The sequence below is a fragment of the Amycolatopsis suaedae genome, from assembly GCF_004214935.1.
In the GTDB taxonomy this organism is placed as follows: Bacteria; Actinomycetota; Actinomycetes; order Mycobacteriales; family Pseudonocardiaceae; genus Amycolatopsis; species Amycolatopsis suaedae.
The window spans coordinates 343,280-359,338 of the sequence record NZ_SFCC01000005.1 but is presented as its reverse complement, the minus strand read 5'-3'; the positions used below and the strand labels follow the sequence as shown (position 1 = coordinate 359,338).

The 16,059-nt window shown below is 72.5% G+C and carries 18 protein-coding genes; 3 read left to right on the top strand and 15 right to left on the bottom strand.

Features of this window, described 5'->3' with window-relative positions; translation table 11 throughout:
- The 12 genes from EWH70_RS12500 to uraD form a co-directional block, all read right to left on the bottom strand.
- A complete protein-coding gene (locus tag EWH70_RS12500; RefSeq protein ID WP_130475484.1) occupies positions 1-885 on the bottom strand; it encodes a 2-hydroxy-3-oxopropionate reductase in 885 nt (294 codons plus the stop codon).
- Positions 885-1,682 (bottom strand): hydroxypyruvate isomerase family protein, encoded by a 798-nt coding sequence (locus tag EWH70_RS12495; protein ID WP_130475483.1) that lies wholly within the window; start codon positions 1,680-1,682, stop codon positions 885-887. The genes EWH70_RS12500 and EWH70_RS12495 overlap by 1 nt, the downstream gene beginning before the upstream one ends.
- Positions 1,679-2,062 (bottom strand): allophanate hydrolase-related protein, encoded by a 384-nt coding sequence (locus EWH70_RS12490; RefSeq protein ID WP_130475482.1) that lies wholly within the window; start codon positions 2,060-2,062, stop codon positions 1,679-1,681. The genes EWH70_RS12495 and EWH70_RS12490 overlap by 4 nt, the downstream gene beginning before the upstream one ends.
- 10 nt (positions 2,063-2,072) lie before the next feature.
- Positions 2,073-3,161 carry an XdhC family protein gene (locus EWH70_RS12485; RefSeq protein WP_130475481.1) on the bottom strand — a complete coding sequence of 363 codons (1,089 nt, stop codon included), beginning with the start codon at positions 3,159-3,161 and terminating at the stop codon, positions 2,073-2,075.
- Between the two features lie 10 nt (positions 3,162-3,171).
- Complete coding sequence (locus EWH70_RS12480; protein ID WP_130475480.1) at positions 3,172-4,605, bottom strand: NCS2 family permease; 1,434 nt, start codon at positions 4,603-4,605, stop codon at positions 3,172-3,174.
- 118 nt (positions 4,606-4,723) lie between these two features.
- Positions 4,724-5,212 (bottom strand): nucleoside deaminase, encoded by a 489-nt coding sequence (locus tag EWH70_RS12475; RefSeq protein WP_130475479.1) that lies wholly within the window; start codon positions 5,210-5,212, stop codon positions 4,724-4,726.
- Between the two features lie 10 nt (positions 5,213-5,222).
- On the bottom strand, positions 5,223-7,529 hold the full coding sequence (pucD, locus tag EWH70_RS12470) for a xanthine dehydrogenase subunit D (protein WP_130475478.1): 2,307 nt from the start codon (positions 7,527-7,529) through the stop codon (positions 5,223-5,225).
- A complete protein-coding gene (locus tag EWH70_RS12465) occupies positions 7,526-7,996 on the bottom strand; it encodes a (2Fe-2S)-binding protein (RefSeq protein WP_130475477.1) in 471 nt (156 codons plus the stop codon). The genes pucD and EWH70_RS12465 overlap by 4 nt, the downstream gene beginning before the upstream one ends.
- A complete protein-coding gene (locus EWH70_RS12460) occupies positions 7,987-8,871 on the bottom strand; it encodes an FAD binding domain-containing protein (protein ID WP_130475476.1) in 885 nt (294 codons plus the stop codon). The genes EWH70_RS12465 and EWH70_RS12460 overlap by 10 nt, the downstream gene beginning before the upstream one ends.
- A 10-nt stretch (positions 8,872-8,881) precedes the next feature.
- Positions 8,882-9,715 carry a factor-independent urate hydroxylase gene (pucL, locus tag EWH70_RS12455; RefSeq protein WP_130475475.1) on the bottom strand — a complete coding sequence of 278 codons (834 nt, stop codon included), beginning with the start codon at positions 9,713-9,715 and terminating at the stop codon, positions 8,882-8,884.
- A 4-nt stretch (positions 9,716-9,719) separates the two neighbouring features.
- Entirely contained in the window at positions 9,720-10,025 is a 306-nt protein-coding gene (gene uraH, locus EWH70_RS12450; protein WP_130475474.1) for a hydroxyisourate hydrolase, read from the bottom strand.
- Positions 10,022-10,501 (bottom strand): 2-oxo-4-hydroxy-4-carboxy-5-ureidoimidazoline decarboxylase, encoded by a 480-nt coding sequence (gene uraD / locus EWH70_RS12445; protein ID WP_130475473.1) that lies wholly within the window; start codon positions 10,499-10,501, stop codon positions 10,022-10,024. The genes uraH and uraD overlap by 4 nt, the downstream gene beginning before the upstream one ends.
- Positions 10,502-10,631: 130 nt before the next feature.
- Between uraD and EWH70_RS36475 the strand changes: the two genes are divergently transcribed.
- A complete protein-coding gene (locus EWH70_RS36475) occupies positions 10,632-12,143 on the top strand; it encodes a PucR family transcriptional regulator (RefSeq protein ID WP_130475472.1) in 1,512 nt (503 codons plus the stop codon).
- A gap of 27 nt (positions 12,144-12,170) precedes the next feature.
- Here EWH70_RS36475 and EWH70_RS12435 read toward each other — a convergent pair whose 3' ends face one another.
- Positions 12,171-12,923: a LysR family transcriptional regulator substrate-binding protein gene (locus tag EWH70_RS12435; protein WP_130475471.1), complete on the bottom strand. Its 753-nt coding sequence runs from the start codon at positions 12,921-12,923 to the stop codon at positions 12,171-12,173.
- On the opposite strand from EWH70_RS12435, the gene EWH70_RS12430 reads away from it, so the two are divergent.
- Both EWH70_RS12430 and EWH70_RS12425 read left to right on the top strand, forming a co-directional pair.
- Positions 12,922-13,287 (top strand): DUF5997 family protein, encoded by a 366-nt coding sequence (locus EWH70_RS12430; protein ID WP_130475470.1) that lies wholly within the window; start codon positions 12,922-12,924, stop codon positions 13,285-13,287. The genes EWH70_RS12435 and EWH70_RS12430 overlap by 2 nt on opposite strands.
- Positions 13,284-14,045 carry an isocitrate lyase/PEP mutase family protein gene (locus tag EWH70_RS12425; RefSeq protein ID WP_130475469.1) on the top strand — a complete coding sequence of 254 codons (762 nt, stop codon included), beginning with the start codon at positions 13,284-13,286 and terminating at the stop codon, positions 14,043-14,045. The genes EWH70_RS12430 and EWH70_RS12425 overlap by 4 nt, the downstream gene beginning before the upstream one ends.
- Here the strand turns inward: EWH70_RS12425 and EWH70_RS12420 are convergent.
- Positions 14,033-14,812: an FkbM family methyltransferase gene (locus tag EWH70_RS12420; RefSeq protein ID WP_165436250.1), complete on the bottom strand. Its 780-nt coding sequence runs from the start codon at positions 14,810-14,812 to the stop codon at positions 14,033-14,035. The two genes, EWH70_RS12425 and EWH70_RS12420, sit on opposite strands and share 13 nt — an antisense overlap.
- Positions 14,812-16,008, bottom strand: coding sequence for a macrolide family glycosyltransferase (locus EWH70_RS12415; RefSeq protein ID WP_130475467.1), 1,197 nt, complete (start codon positions 16,006-16,008; stop codon positions 14,812-14,814). The genes EWH70_RS12420 and EWH70_RS12415 overlap by 1 nt, the downstream gene beginning before the upstream one ends.
- Positions 16,009-16,059: the final 51 nt, after the last annotated feature.

The following is a 16,059-nucleotide window of genomic DNA, read 5'->3' as shown; positions in this document are numbered from 1 at the left end:
TCAGTTCTCCTCTCGGGCGGACTGGCGGGCGAGCACGGCGAGCAGCGCGGAGTGGTCGGAATCGCCCAGCCCCTGCGACCGCGCCGCCTGGACGTAGGCGGCCACCTGGTGGCCGAACGGCAGCGACACCTCCGCCTGCCGGGCCGCGTCCAGCACGATACCCATGTCCTTGTGGTGCAGGTCGATGCGGAAGCCCGGCCGGAAGTTCCTGGCCAGCATCGTCTCCCGCTTGAGCTCCAGGATCCGGCTCCCGGCGAGCCCGCCGGCGAGCATGTCCAGCCCCGCCGCGGCGTCCACACCGGACGCCTCCATCAACACGATCGCCTCGGCCACCAGCGCGTACGTGCCGCCGACCACGAGCTGGTTGGCCGCCTTGACGACCTGCCCGGCACCGTTCGGCCCGACCAGCGCCGCGGTCCTGCCCACGGCGTCGAACACCGGCTTCGCGGCGGCGAAGTCCTCGGCCGTGCCACCGACCATGATGGACAGCACGGCGTCGATCGCGCCCTTCTCGCCGCCGGACACGGGCGCGTCCAGCACCCGCACGCCCCGTTCGGCACCGGCTCGGGCGACCCGCTGCGAGGTGTCCGGCCGGATCGTGCTGAAGTCGACGAACAGCGTGCCTGCCTCGATCGTCTCGAACACCCCGTCCGGGCCGAGGACGACGGCCTCGACCTGCGGATCGGCGGGCAGCATGGTCACGACGACGTCGGCACCGGTGACCGCCTCGCCCACCGAGCCCGCAGGCTTGCCGCCGTGCTCGGCCAGCCTGGCGACGGCGCCGGCGTCGAGGTCGAAGCCGGTCACCTCGAAGCCCGCGGTGACGAGGTTGCGGGCCATCGGCGAGCCCATGATGCCGAGGCCGACGAATCCGATGGTGGTCATCAGGTCTTCTCCTTCCGCGTGGCGAACCAGCCGAGGCTGTCCGCCGTCGGGCCTGCCGGCTTGTACTCCAGGCCGACGTAGCCGCTGTAGCCGCCCGCGGCGAGGGCACGCAGGTGGCGGTCGATGTCGATGTTTCCGGTGCCCGGCTCGCCGCGGCCCGGTGCGTCGGCGACTTGCACGTGACCGATCCGGCCGGTGTGCTCGCTGATCACCGCGTCGAGGTCGTCGCCGTTCACGGTGAGGTGGTAGAGATCGGCCAGCAGCCGCAGGTTCCCGGCTCCGGCACGGTCGATGACGGCGAGCGCGTCGGCGGCCGTCAGCAGGGGATAGGCGGCGATCCCGCTGACCGGCTCGACCAGCACCACCGCGCCGATCGCCTCCGCGGCCTTCGCGGCCAGCGCGAGGTTCTCCGCGCCGATTACGTCCTGTTCGGACGCGTCGACGCCGTCGATCCGGTTGCCGTACAACGCGTTGAGCGCGGTGCAGCCGAGCTGTTCGGCGATGCCGACGGCGACCGGGATGTTCTCCCGGAACTCGGCCGACCGGGCGGGCCAGGACACCAGCCCGCGGTCGCCGCCGGGCAGGTCGCCCCCGGCGAAGTTCAGTCCGGCGAGCCGGACCCCGGCGTCGCGCACGGCGCGGACGAACCGGTCCACCTCGGCGTCGGCCGGGGTGGCGCTGTCGAACGGCCACCAGAACTCGACGGCGTCGAACCCGGCGGCCTTCGCCGCGTCCGGGCGTTCCAGCAGCGGCAGCTCGGTGAACAGGATGGACAGGTTGATGTCGAAGCGGGTCATGCGGCCCTCCCGGTCCGGTAGGCACGCCAGTCGCCGACGTCGGTGATGTCGAGCAACTGGACGTGCGAGACGTACGGCCTGCGTAGCAGCATGGCGAACGCCGAGCCACCGTCGGCCAGCTCGATCACCCCCAGCTCCAGCTCAGGCGGTTCCGCGGGCAGCACCCGGTCGCGCAGCGTGTCCAGCGGGATGTCGTAGACCTCGCCGGCGATCGCGGCGCCGCCGTGTGCGACCGGGTACAGCGCGGGGCACTGCCCGCCGACGGAGTAGAAGCGGTACTTCGCGGCGGTCGTGGTGGCGGCGACCAGTGGTGCGCCGTCGAGCAGGTGATGCAGTGGTTCCCCACGCATCGCCCCGCCGTTGAGGAAGACCAGTGGCATGAAACCCTCCTTAGTGGACGCTCAGCGCCGGTTCGCGGTGGATGGGGCCGTCGGTTGCCGCCAGCGGCAGCCCGGTGCCGCCCCGGTTCACGGCGACGATCTCGGCGGCGATGGACAGGGCCGTCTCCTCGGGGGTGCGGGCACCGAGGTCGAGGCCGATGGGGGAGCGCAGCCGGGCCAGCTCGGCCTCGCCCAGCCCGGCAGCACGCAGCCGGCCGAGCCGGTCGGCGTGCGTGCGCCGGGACCCCAGCGCGCCGACGTACGCGACGTCCCTGCGCAGTGCCTCGGTGAGCACCGGGACGTCGAACTTCGGGTCGTGGGTGAGCACGCAGACGACCGTGCGTGAATCGGTCGGGGTGCGGGCCAGGTAGCGGTGCGGCCAGTCCACCACGACCTCGTCCGCGGCCGGGAACCGCTGCCGCGTGGCGAACGTGGCCCGCGCGTCGCACACCACGACGTGGTAGCCGAGGAACCGGCCCGCACCGGCCACGGCCGCGGCGAAGTCCACCGCGCCGAACACCAGCATGCGTGGTGGCCGCACCCACGACTCGACGAGGACCTCGGCCCCCGGCGCGCAGCCGAGCACCCGGGAGCCGGTCCGGCCCTGCTCCAGCATGGCGCGGGCCTCGGCCACGATCAGCTCGTCCAGCCCCGCCCCGACGGTGCCGACGTGCCGGTCGGCGAACACCGCGACCGACCGCCCGGCCAGCGCCGAGTCGTCGACCACCCTGGCCAGCGCGACCGGTTCGCCGGTGGCCAGTGCCGCGACCAGTCCGGGGTCGCGGTCCGCCGACACCGGCTGGACGAACACCTCCAGCTCGCCGCCGCAGGTGAGTCCCACGGCGAACGGGTCGTCGGAGGTGAAGCCGTACCGCTGCCGCGCCGGACGGCCGCCGGCGATCACCTGCCGTGCCAGCTCGTACACCGCGCCCTCCACGCAGCCACCGGAGACGCTGCCCAGCGCGGTGCCGTCGGCCCGCACCGCGAGCGCGGCACCGGGCTCCCTCGGCGCGCTGCCGCGCACGGCGACCACGGTCGCCACGGCGAACGTCTCCCCGGCGGCGGCCCACGCCACGAGGTCGGTCGCGATGTCCCTCATCGGTTTCTCCCTAACTGAACAGGGTGGTGATGGCGTTGATGCCGAAGTACGCGGTGAACACCAGCGCCAGCACGGTCAGCAGCCAGCCGGCCTGCCGCCACTGGCCCTTGCAGATCTTGATGAGCACGAAGCTGATCAGCCCGGCACCCACACCGTTGGTGATGGAGTAGGTGAACGGGATCAGCGCCGCGGTCAGGAACACCGGGATCGTGTAGTCCGGTTCCTGCCACGGGATGTTGCGGCACTGCGCCATCATCATCCCGCCGATCACCACCAGTGCCGGTGCCGCCGCCTGCGCGGGCACCACCCCGGCGAGGGGCGTGAACAGCAGCGTCACGGCGAACAGCCCGCCGGTGACCACACTGGACAGCCCGGTCCGGGCGCCCTCGCCGACCCCGGCCGCCGACTCCAGGAACACCGTGTTCGGCGACGACCCGGTGACCCCGCCGGCCACCGCGCCCACGCCGTCGACCAGCAGGATCCGGCCCATGCCGGGTACCTTCCCGTCCCGGGTCAGCCCGGCCTCGGCGGACACGCTGGTGATCGCGCCCATCGCGTCGAAGAACCCGGACAGCACCAGCGTGAACAGGAAGATCGTCGCGGTCAGCGCGCCGGCCGAGACGAAGCCGCCGAACAGGTCGACCTCGCCGAGCAAGCCGAAGTCCGGTGCGGCGAACAGGTTCGACGGCAACGTCGGCTCCGTCAGCCCCCACTCGCCGAGCCCGAACCCGTCGTGCAGGACCACCGCGAGCACGGTCGCCGCGGCGATGCTGATCAGCACCGCGCCGGCGACCTTCCGCACGACGAGCACCACCATCAGCAACAGCGCGAAGCAGAACACCACGATCGGCCAGCCGTCCAGGTGCCCGTCGACGCCGAGGCGGACCGGCACGGTCGAGTTGGCCGCGTCCGGCGTCCGGGTCACGAAGCCGGCGCTGACCAGCCCGACCAGCGCGAGGTAGAGGCCGATGCCGACGGTGATCGCCGTCTTCAGCGGGGCCGGGATGGCGTTGATGATGCGTTCCCGGATTCCGCTGACGGCCATCAGCACGATGCACAGGCCCTCCAGCACGACCAGGCCGAACGCCTGGGCCCAGGTCATCGTCGGCGCCATCTGGAACGCGACGATGCCGTTGATGCCCAGCCCCGCGGCCATGGCGAGCGGCGCGTTGCCGACCAGTCCCATGAGGACGGTCATCACCGCGGCCGACAGCGCGGTGGCAGTGGTGAGCTGGGCGGTGCTCAGCTTGGCGCCGGTGATGTCGGCCGACGCGCCGAGGATGAGCGGATTCAGCAACACGATGTAGGCCATCGCCACGAACGTGGTGACGCCGCCCCGCAGTTCTCGGGAAACGGTCGACTGCCGTGCGCTGATGGCGAAGAACCGGTCGAGGAACGATTTCCTGCCCGGGGTGTCGGTTTCGGGTTCCTGCAGCTGGGTCATGCGTCCTGCCCTTGCCGGTGGGTGTGCTCGGGTAAGCCAGGTTTTTCACGCCTGGCTTTCCGAGGGGGACGATTGGGTTTTTTCTGGTGCTCCGGTCAGCACCAAAAAGGGGAGAAGCTCAGTATTCGATGCGGTCCGGCTGGTCGAGCCAGGCCTGGAACGGCGTGAAGCCGTCGGTCGCGGACAGCCTGCTGACCGGTAGGTCCCAGGTGTCGCGGGGGCGTTCGAACAGTTCGTAGAACGCGCGGTCGTCGAAGCCCGCCTTGGCGGCGTCGTCGCGGTCGGCCGCGTAGATCACCCGGTCGACCCGGGCCCACAGCGCCGAGGACAGGCACATCGGGCACGGCTCGCAGGACGACACGAGCACACAGCCGTCCAGCTTGAACGTGCCCAGTTCCTGGCACGCCGCGCGAATGGCGACCACCTCGGCGTGCGCGGTCGGGTCGAGCGTCGGGGTGACCCGGTTGACGCCGGTGGCCACGATCCGGTCGCCCCGGGCGATCAGGGCGCCGAACGGCCCGCCGCCGTCGGCGACGTTGCGGGTCGCCAGCAGCACGGCCTCGGTCAGCCAGGCGTGTTCGAGGGTGAACTCCGGTGCGGTGGTCATGGTTCTCCGTTCAGGTTCCGGTGATGTGTTCCGGTCGGATCGGCACGCGGGGCAGTTCCAGCCCGGTGGCCGCGCGGATGGCGTTGGCGATGGCCGGGGTGGCCGAGATCGTCGGCGGTTCGCCGACGCCGCGCACCCCGTAGGGCGCGTGCGGGTCGGCTTCCTCCAGGATGTCGACGCGCATCGGCGGCATGTCGAGGATCGTCGGGATGAGGTAGTCGGTGAACGACGGGTTGCGTACCTTGCCGTCGGCGACCTGGATCTCCTCCATCACCGCCAGGCCCAGGCCCTGGGCCGAGCCGCCGTGGATCTGCGCGACGACGGCGTCCGGGTTCATCGCCTTGCCGACGTCCTGCGCGCAGTCGAGCTGGACCACCTTCACCAGGCCCAGTTCGACGTCGACGTCGACCACCGCGCGGTGCGCGGAGAAGCCGTACTGGACGTGGGCGTCGCCCTGCCCGGTCTCCGGGTCCAGCGGGTGGGTCTGCCGGTGGTGGTACTCGCGGGTCCGCTCGATCACCTCGTCGCCGAGTAGGTCTGCCAGCTCGGCGACGACCTCGCCGTCGGCCGCGACGACCTTCCCGCCGGCCAGCGTCAGCCCGTCCGCGGAGCGGCCGAGGCGGCGTGCGGCCAGTGCGTACACCTCGTCGGCGACGGCGCGGCAGGCGTTGCGGACGGCGCCGCCGGTGACGTAGGTCTGCCGGGAGGCCGAACTGGAGCCGGCGTCGCCGACGCTGGTGTCCGCCGGATGCACGCTGACCCTGGGAACACCCAGCTCGGTGCGGGCGATCTGCTGCTGCAGCGTGACCAGGCCCTGCCCGACCTCCGCGGCGGCGGTGTGCACCATGGCCACCGGCTCGCCGCCGATGACCTGCAGGCGTACCCGTGCCGTCGAGTAGTCGTCGAGACCCTCGGCGTAGGAGATGTTCTTGATGGTCACGCCGTAGCCGACGCCGCGGACCACGCCCTCGCCGTGGGTGGTGTTGGACGCCCCGCCGGGCAGCTCGCGGATGTCGGCCGGTGCCGTGCGGTTCTCCGGCGGCAGCGGCATGTCCCGTACCCGGCGGACCAGCTCGGCGACCGGCGCCGGGAAGTCGATCACCTGCCCGGTGACGTTGACCGAGCCCTCGCTCATCGCGTTGCGGATGCGCAGCTCGGCCGGGTCCATGCCGAGCGCGGCGGCCAGTTTGTCCATTTGCGACTCGTAGGCGTACGTCGGTTGCACCGCGCCGAGGCCACGCATGGCGCCGCAGGTGGGGTTGTTCGTGTAGACGCCCCAGCCCTCGATGCGGGCGTTGGGCACGTTGTACGGCCCGACGCCCAGCGTGGTGCCGTTGCCGACCACCACCGGGGTCTTGGACGCGTAGGCACCGCCGTCGAAGTACAGCTTCGCCCGGACGTAGACCAGGTCGCCATCCCGGGTGGCGCCGTGCTCGTAGTACATCTTCGCCGGGTGCCGGTGCACGTGGCCGAAGAACGACTCCTCGCGGTTGTAGACCATCTTCACCGGCCTGCCGGTGCGCAGCGCGAGCATGCACGAGTGGATCTGCATGGACAGGTCCTCGCGGCCGCCGAACGCGCCGCCGACACCGGACAGGGTCAGCCGCACCTTCTCCAGCGGCAGGCCCAGCGCCTTCGCGGTCTGCCGCTGGTCGACGTGCAGCCACTGCGTCGCCAGGTACAGGTCGACCCCGCCGTCCTCGGCCGGCACCGCCAACCCGGACTCCGGCCCGAGGAACGCCTGGTCCTGCATGCCGATCTCGTAGGTGCCGGTGACCACGACGTCCGCGGTCGCGTCCGGGTCGCCCCGCAGGATTCGCTGGTAGCGCACCAGGTTGCCGCCCTCGTGCAGCTTGGGCAGCGTGTCGTCGTGTGCTGCCCGCTCGGCGTCGGTGACCGGTTCGAGCACCTCGTACTCGACGACGACGTCCTTGAGCGCCTGCCGGGCGGTCTCCGGGTGGTCGGCGGCGATGATCGCGACCGGCTCGCCCTGGTAGCGCACCCGGTCCTCGGCCAGCACCGGGGTGTCCTGGTACTTCAGGCCGTAGACGTTGTCACCCGGCACGTCGGAGTGGGTCAGCACGGCGTACACGCCGGGGCGGGCCAGCGCGGGGGAGACGTCGAGCCGGACGATGCGGGCGTGCGGATGCGGGCTGCGCAGGGTCGCGCCCCACAACATGTTCTCGTGCCACAGGTCCGAGGAGTAGGCGAACTCGCCGCGCACCTTGAGCGTGCCGTCGGGGCGCAGCGGGCTCTCGCCGATGCCGCCGCTGACGGTGTCGGTCAGGTCCTGCGGGGACCGTGCCGGGGCGCTCATGACGCCGCCTTCCGGGCGGCGGCCAGGCGAACGGCGTCCATGATCTTCTCGTATCCGGTGCAGCGGCACAGGTTCCCGGCCAGTGCCTCGCGGATCTCGGCGTCGCCGGGGTCGGGGTCACGTTCGATCAGGTCGTGTGCGGCGACGAGCAGCCCCGGTGTGCAGAATCCACATTGGACGGCGCCGCACTCGACGAACGCCTCCTGTACCGGGTCCAGCGTGTCACCGTCGGCCAGGCCCTCGACGGTGCGGACCTCGCGGCCCTCGGCCTGCCCGGCGGCGACCAGGCAGGCACACGCCGGGACGCCGTCGAGGTAGACCGTGCACGACCCGCACTCGCCCTGCTCGCAGGCATTCTTCGAGCCGGGCAGCCCGAGGCGTTCGCGCAGCACGTACAGCAGGCTCTCGCCCTCCCACACGTCGTCGGCGTGCCGCCGGTCCCCGTTGACCGTGAGGTTCACGCGCATCGCGGCCAGCTCCCTTCCCGGTAGTCGTCCCATGCCCAGCGCAGTGTCCGCCGGGCCATCACCGACAGGGCGTGCCTGCGGTAGTCCGCGCTGCCGCGCACGTCGTCGATCGGTGCCGCGGCCTCGGCGACCAGCGTGCCGAAGCGGCGCAGTACGGAATCCTCCAGCGGTCTCGGCGACTCCCACAGTCCCCGGTCGGTCAGCTCACCGGCGAGGAACTCCTCGGCCGCGCCTGCCCGGCGCGGGGTGGGCGCCGCCGACCCGACACCGGTGCCGACCCGCTGCCGGTCCGGGTGCAATGCCAGGCCGAACGCGCACACGGCGATCACCATCGCGTTGCGGGTGCCGATCTTGCTGAACTGCTGCGGCCCGCTCGCCGGTGCGACGTGCACGGCGGTGATCAGCTCGTCGGGGGCGAGGACGTTGCGCTTGACCCCCAGGTAGAACTCCCGCGCCGGTACCGTGCGTGCTCCGGTCGCCGACGCGATCTCCACGTCGGCGTCCGCCGCGAGCAGCGGCGGGTGCGAGTCGCCCGCCGGGGAGGCCGCGCCGAGGTTGCCGCCGACGCTGCCGCGGTTGCGGATCTGCGGTGAGCCGACCGTGCGGGCGGCCATCGCCAGGCCGGGCAGTTTCGTGCCCAGCTCGGTGATGATCCGGGCGTAGGGGACGGCCGCGCCGATCCGGATCCGGCCGCCGTCGGCCGTGTGCTCGTGCAGCTCGGCCACCCGGCCGAGGTCGAGCAGCGCGGTGGGGCGGCGGTGGTCGAAATTGAGCTCGACCATCACGTCGGTGCCACCGGCGATGGGAACGGCGTCGGGATGCGCGGCCTTGGCCGCGAGAGCTTCGGCGAGCGTCGCTGGTCGCAGGAACTCCACAGTGGACTCCTTACGCGCCGTCGCGGCGGACGGTGCCTTCGATCAGGCCGTAGGGGCGGTCGGCGGCGTGGAACACCTCACCGGGGTTGTCCAGGCCGAACGGGGCCAGGTCGGCCAGGAAGTGGTGCTTGTTCGGCAGCGAGAGGCGTACCTCGGTGATGTCCGGGACGTTCTCCAGCACCCTGCTGCCCATGGCGTACAGCGTCTGCTGCAGGGACAGGCTGTGCGTGTCGGCGAAGGCGTCCAGCAGCGACGCCCGCGCCGTGTGGTAGGCCTTCTCCCAGTCGACGCCCTCGGCGCGGGAGAACCGCCAGGTCGCGGACACCGCGGTGGCCAGGATGCGGTCGGTGGTCTCCTCCAGCGTCGTGTAGCGGTCGCGGGGGAAGCCCCAGAACTCCGAGCCGGTGGAGTTCAGCACCGTGAGATCGGTCAGCCCACCGTCCACTGTGGCCTGTTCACCGTCGAAGGTGATCGTGGCGGTGCGGGTGCCCTCGCCGGATCGGGCGAACGAGTGGTGGCCCTGCCGGTTCCACGGGTACTGCTCGACGCTGATCCGCGCCCGGTGGATGCTGGGCTGGGACTCGACGAAGTGCCTGGCCAGGCGCAGGCCGTAGGTCTCGATGTCGCCGATGCCGTCGCGGGCGAAGGCGAACACGGTGTTCTTCTGGGTGTCGGTGGCGAGCACCTTGTCGTTGGCACCGGTCAGGTGCGTGTCGGCCATGTCGCCGGACAGCGCCACGCTGACGTTGAGATCGGTGATCCGGTGTGCCGCGTCGTCACGGTCGACGCGCACGACGCGGACCTCCGCCTTCCCGTACTGGTTCTCACCGAGCACGATGGCCATGGGTTCAGCTCCCTCGGTAGGTCGAATAGGCGAACGGGCTGAGCAGCAGCGGCACGTGGTGGTGCTCGCCGGGGTCGGTGACGCGGAAGGTCACCGCGACCTCCGGGTAGAACGTGCCGGGCCGGTCGGTGTCGAAGACGAGCCGGTACACGCCCTCCCGGGTGGACCAGCCGGTGATCCGCCCGTCGTCGTCGGTGTGCGCGCTGGTCACGGTGGTCCAGCCGGCGCCGTCGCGGCGGTCCAGCCGGACCGCCATGCCCGCCGCGGGGCGCCCGGCCGCGGCGTCGAGGACGTGGGTCGACAGGCTCACGCCGTCACCAGCTTCCGCAGCCGCAGCGCGACGATCTCGCGCAGCTGGCCGCGTACCACCTCGCGTTCGGTGGCTTCGTCGTTGCCGAGCCGCTCGCGGAGCGCGGCCAGGATCTCCTCGCCGTCGCGGCCGGTGGCGCGGATCAGGAACACCATGCCGAACCGGCGCTCGTACTCGGCGTTGGCTTCGGCCAGCACGTCGGCCGCGGTGACGGCGGCCTGCTCGGCACGCGACCACGCCGACTCCCGGTCCGCTCCGGCGGCCCGCTCGCCGATGCGGGGGTGCGCGGCGACGGCGGTGGCGACCTCGTCCCAGCCGAGCGCGTCGAAGGCCCGCTCGCCTTCCTCGACGAGCGCGTCGGCGTCGGGGAAGGGCCGTGCGGCGGCCACCCGGCGGGCCCACGCCGGTGTGGCGCAGCACGCCAGCAGCTCGGCCTCGGCGTCGGCGGCGGGCAGGGCGTTGAACTCGTCCAGCATGTGAAGCAGTACACAACCCGGGGCGCGCCGGGGCCATGGCTGATCCACCGAAAGGTGACGCCGCCGCGACCTCGGTTTTTGTACTTATCTCCAAGGGCGTCCGCGACGTCGTTGTGCCCTACTAGTGGGAATGCGCCTCGCCACCCTGCTGGACACGCCCGAGCTGGGCCTGACCCTGCTCGTCGGGACCGCCGACGCCCGCGACCGCGAGTTCGACCGGGTGTTCACCGCGACCCTCGCCGACCCGACCCGGTACCTGCTCGGCGGCGAGGTGGTGCTGGTCGGCATGCGGTGGCTGCCCGGTCCCGGGGACGCCGGCCCGTTCGTCGCCGCGCTGGTCGAGGCCGGGGTCGTGGCGCTGGGCGCGGGGACCGCCGAGGTCGACGGCCCGGTGCCGGAGTACATGATCGACGCGTGCCGGCGTGCCGGGCTGCCGTTGTTCGAGGTGCCGGTGTCGGTCTCGTTCGCCACCGTGACCGAACGGGTGATCCCCGAGCTGGCCGCCGAACGTGCGGGGCCGGACGGGCACAAGCGCCTGGTCGCCGCCGTGACCGGGGGCGGCGGCCTCGCCGCGTTGCTGGCGGCGGGTGGCGAGGAACTGGGCGCGGCGTGCTGGGTGCTCAGCGCCACCGGGCACGTGGTCGCCGGGACGGCGCAGCCGCCGGACGCCGGTGTGCGGGCGAGCCTGGCCGGCCGGTTCCTGCTGGCGGGCAGGCTGCCGCTGGTCACCTCGGTGGCGGGGGAGCCGGTGACGGTACTGGCGGCGTCGAGCCGGGCCGCCCACCGCGTGGCCAGCTGGCTGCTCGTCGTCGAGGGTGATCACGCGCGGTCGGAGCTGGCCGCGGAGTTCGCGTCGCTGGTCGGCCTGGAACGTTCGCGGCTGGACGACGCGAGGCGGTTCGCCGACCGTGCCGCCGCGCCGCTGCTGCGGCTGGTGCTGTCCGGCGAGGCGCGGCAGGCTGAGGTGACGTCCGCGCTGGTCGCGGCCGGGTTCAGCGCGGACGACCGGTTGCTCGCCGTGTCCGCCGGGGTCCGGGGCGGCGGCCCGGGACTGGCCCCGGTGCTGGCCGGGGAACTGCTCGCGCCGGCCGGGCCCGCCGTGGTCGGCACGGTCGACGGCGAGGTGTTCGCGCTGGTGCACGCCACCGACGCGCTGGCCGAGCGGGTCCGCGAGGCGGTGCGGGTAGTCGAGCCGGCGCTCGGCTCGGCGCGGCTGGCCGTCGGGATCAGCCAGCCGTCGGACGCCCAGGGCCTGCGGGCGGCCGTCCAGGAGTCGCGGCACGCCAGGACGCTCGCCGAGCTGGCGCCGGGCCGGGCGAACGTCGTGGCCGGCAGCGAGGTCGCGTCCCACCTGCTGCTGCTCGCCGCCGTCCCGGACGAGCTGCGCCGCTCGTTCGGCGCGCGGGTGCTCGGCCCGCTGCGGGACTACGACAACGCGCACCGGTCGGACCTGGAGCAGACGCTCAAGGCGTTCCTGGAGCACTCCGGCTCCTGGACACAGACCGCCGCCGCGCTGCACCTGCACGTCAACACGCTGCGTTACCGGATCAACCGGATCTCCGAGCTGACCGGCCGCGACCCCGGCCGCTTCGCCGACCGGGTGGACCTCTACCTGGCTGCCTGTTTCGCCCCAAGCACGTGAAGGCCTTCACGTGCTTGGGGCACCGGATCAGCGGCGGCGGCGCCTGCCCCGCTGGGGGACCCGGCGGGCGGCGGGCTTGGGCGAGCGGGCGGGCTTGCGCTTGGCCACCGAAGCCGGGGCCGGAGCCGGTTCCGCCGCGGGGCGGCGGCCCCGGGTGCTGTTCACCGTCCGCCCGCGCACGATCCCGATGAACTGCTCCATCAGGTCGCTGGTCTCCTCGTCCAGCCAGGACAGCGCGACGCCGGACGTCGGCGCGTCGGTGAGCGGGCGGTAGGTCAGGTCCCGGCGGTGGTGCAGCCGGGCCAGCGACTGCGGCACGACCAGCAGCCCGATGCCCGCCGCGACCAGCTCTACGGCCGCCGCCGTGGTATCCGGCCGTTGCGCGGCCGGCTGCCCGGGCAGGTGCTCCCAGTCGAGGGTGTCGTCGAGCGGGTGCAGCACGATCTCGTCGGCGAGGTCGCCGGTGGACAGTTCGTCGGCGGCGGTGAGGAAGTGGTCCTTCGGCGTCACCACGACGGTCGTCTCGGTGTAGAGCGGGATCGCGTGCAGGCCGTCGCGGTCGACCGGCAGCCGCAGCAGTGCCGCGTCAGCCTCCCGGTCCCGCACCATGGCCTCCGCGTCGGCGGCGGGCACCTGGAGCAGGTGCAGCGGCACGTCCGGCTCCCGCTCGGCCCAGATCCGCGCCCACTTACCGGGGGTCACGCCCGGAACGTAGGCGAGGCTGAACGACGGGGTCACCGGATCAGCGTACCGGGGCACCCTGGTTACCCTTGACGGCATGAAGACGCCCCAGACCATGAAGCCGGCGACCGCGGCCAAGAAGCTCGGCGTGTACCTCGACGCCACCCCCGCGGAGTTCCGGGAGGGCGTCGTGTCGCGTGACGAGCTGAACGCGCTGCAGGCCGACCCGCCGCAGTGGCTGCGCGACCTGCGCCGCAACGGCCCGCATCCCCGGCAGGTCGCCGCGGCCAAGCTGGGCATCTCCATCGGGGGTCTCGCCCGCGCCGGCCTCACCGACCCGCTGACCACCGCGCAGATCGACGAGCTGAAGGCCGAGAACCCGGAGTGGCTGGAGCGGGAACGCGCCACCCAGGCCGAGGTCCGCAGGGAGGTCGCCCGCGCCAAGGAGAAGGACCAGCGGTGACGTTCCGGGACCTGCACCACGGCGACCGGCCGCTGGTGCTCCCGAACGCCTGGGACGTGCCGTCGGCGCTGTCGCTCGCGGCCGCCGGGTTCGCCGCGATCGGCACGACCAGCTTCGGTGTCGCCGTCACCCACGGCCGTCCCGACGGCGGACGCGCCACCGCCGCGGCCAACCTCGCGCTCGCCGAGGCGCTGCGGGCCGTTCCCGCCTACATCAGCATGGACGTCGAAGACGGCTACGCCGACGACCCCGGCGAGGTCGCCGGCTACGTGGCACGGCTGCCGGTCGACGGGGTCAACATCGAGGACAGCACCGCCGGACAGCTCGTCCCCGCCGCCGCACACGCGGCCAAGGTCAGGGCCGTCAAGGACCGCTGCCCCGGCCTGTTCGTCAACGCGCGGGTGGACACCTACTGGCTCGGCCAGGACGCCACCGTGGAGCAGACCCTCGCGCGGGCAACGGCCTACGTCGACGCCGGCGCCGACGGCGTGTTCGTCCCCGGCGCCACCGAACCCGCCGTGCTGCGCGAGCTGACCGCTGCCGTCGCGGTGCCGGTGAACGTCCTGCCGGTCCCCGGGCTCACCGTGGCCGACCTGGCGGCACTCGGCGTCCGCCGGATCAGCACCGGCTCGCTGCCCTACCGGGCGGCCGTCCGGGCCGCGACCGCCGCGGCGCTCGCCGTGCGCGACGGCCGGCCCGTGCCGGAGTCCGTTCCCTACGCGGAACTGCAGGCCATGCTCACCGGCTACGCCGGCTGACGCCGGGCGTAGACCAGCCTGCTGTCGATGCCGCGAGGGGAGTGCGACTCCGCCTGAGCCTGCGCGGTGAACCCCTTGCCACGCAACAGTTCCAGCACGGCTTCCACGGCGTCCTGGGCGCCGTGGACCTCGATGGCGAACTGCTTGATCCGGGCCCAGTCGCCGTCGTCCAGTCCCGCGAGCGCCGCCTGCTCGCTGCCCTCGATGTCCATCTTGACCAGTTCGATGTCACCGGACGCGTGCGGGGAGTCCCTGAGCAGGTCCGACAGCCGCCGCACCGCGACGTCGACTTCCTCGTGCCGGTAGACCTGCTCGGCGATCTCGGTGGTCGCGTAGGTCGCCACGGTCTCGCGGTCCTTGAGCTTGTTCGCCAGGTGCGCGGTGGAGTTGCCCGGCATGGAAGGAAAGAAGTAGAACCGCGCCGAACCGTCCTGATCGGACAGTCCGACCGGGCACACGGTCACCCCGGCGACGCTGTAGAGATCGAGGTTGGCCCGCAGCGCCGCCACGTTGTGTGGGATCGGCTCAACGGCCAGCACCGACGCCGAGGGGAAGTGCCGCTTGACGAACAGGGTGAACAGGCCGATGTTCGCACCGGCGTCGACGACGACACCCCCGGGGTCGATCGGGTTCAGCCCGCGCAGGTAGACGTTGCGCCGGAAGATCTCCTCGTAGATCAGCCCGGCCTCGGTGAGGACCGGGTTGTGGCCCGCGGGGGTGTAGCACTTGAGGCCACCCTCGATCTCGACGAGGTTGAGCTCGCTCATCATGTCACCGGCCTTCCGGTTGTGTCACCGAGGAACTTCTCCAGCGCATCGGCTCCGGCCGCGGCGGCACCCGCCGTGGCCAGCTCGTCCCGCCAGCGGTCCAGAGTGGACCGTACGGCCGGGTCGTCCGCAACCGCCTCGACCGCCTCCAGCAGGGCACCGGCCGTCAGGCTCTCCGTCTCCAGTGCCCTGCCGAGGCCGAGTTGAGCCGCCCTGCGGCCGTTGAGCGCCTGCTCCGGCGTCTGCGGCACGGAGACCAGCGGCACGCCGTGCAGCAGTGACTCCATTGTGGACCCCATGCCGGTGTGCGAGACGAACACCGCCGCGTGCCGCAGCACGTCGAGCTGTGGCACGTGCGCGTGGACCTCGACGTTGGGCGGCACCACGCCGGGCGGTGCGGCCCGGCCGGTCCCCAGCACCACGTGCCACCGGGTACCGGCGAACGCCTCGACCACCACCTCGACCAGGTCGGGCCGGTCGTTGAACACGGTGCCCAGTGACACCAGCACCACCGGGGCGTCGTCGGGCGGCTGCCAGTCGCCAGGCCGTGCCCGGCGCGGCAGTGCGGGCCCGAGGAAGCAGAACTCCTCGCCGAAGGTCTCCCCGGCGATCTGGAACGCCCTGGGCACGAAGACGAGGTTGAGCCCGGCCCGCGCGTCGGTGGGCTGCAGTGCTCCCGGCCGCAGCCCGTGCTCAGCGGCGAAGCGGCCGAGCTGGGCCCCGACCCGCGCGAGCCGCTGGTCGGCGGGGTCGAAGTCGCGTGGCCACATCAGCGCGCGCAGGGAGAAGTGCTCGTTGCCGACGAAGTTGGGAGCCAGCGCGACCCCCGGGACACCCAGCTTCTCGGCGAGCGCGCGGCCGGGCAGTCCCATGGCGTCGTAGCAGACGCAGTCCGGCGGGTCGGCGGTGAACGGTGCGAGCAGGCCGGCGAATGTGGACGTGAGTTCGTCGGCTCCGGCCTGCATCATGCGCACCAGGTTGTCCATCGTGTAACCGGTGCCGGCCATCGCGCTCAGGTCGACGTGCCAGGGCAGTTCCACCGCACGCGCACCGGTGCGCCGGACGGCGGCGGCGTGTTCGGGGCTCGTCGCATAGGTGACCCGGTGTCCTCGCGTGACGAGTTCCTCCGCCAGTGCCAGCGTCGGATTGACGTGCCCGTACGCGGCGATCGGCACGAAGGCGAAATGCTCGGCCATGGTCCCCCAGTGATTCGTTCGCGGCCCCTCGATGCGCCGCCAGCTTAATGG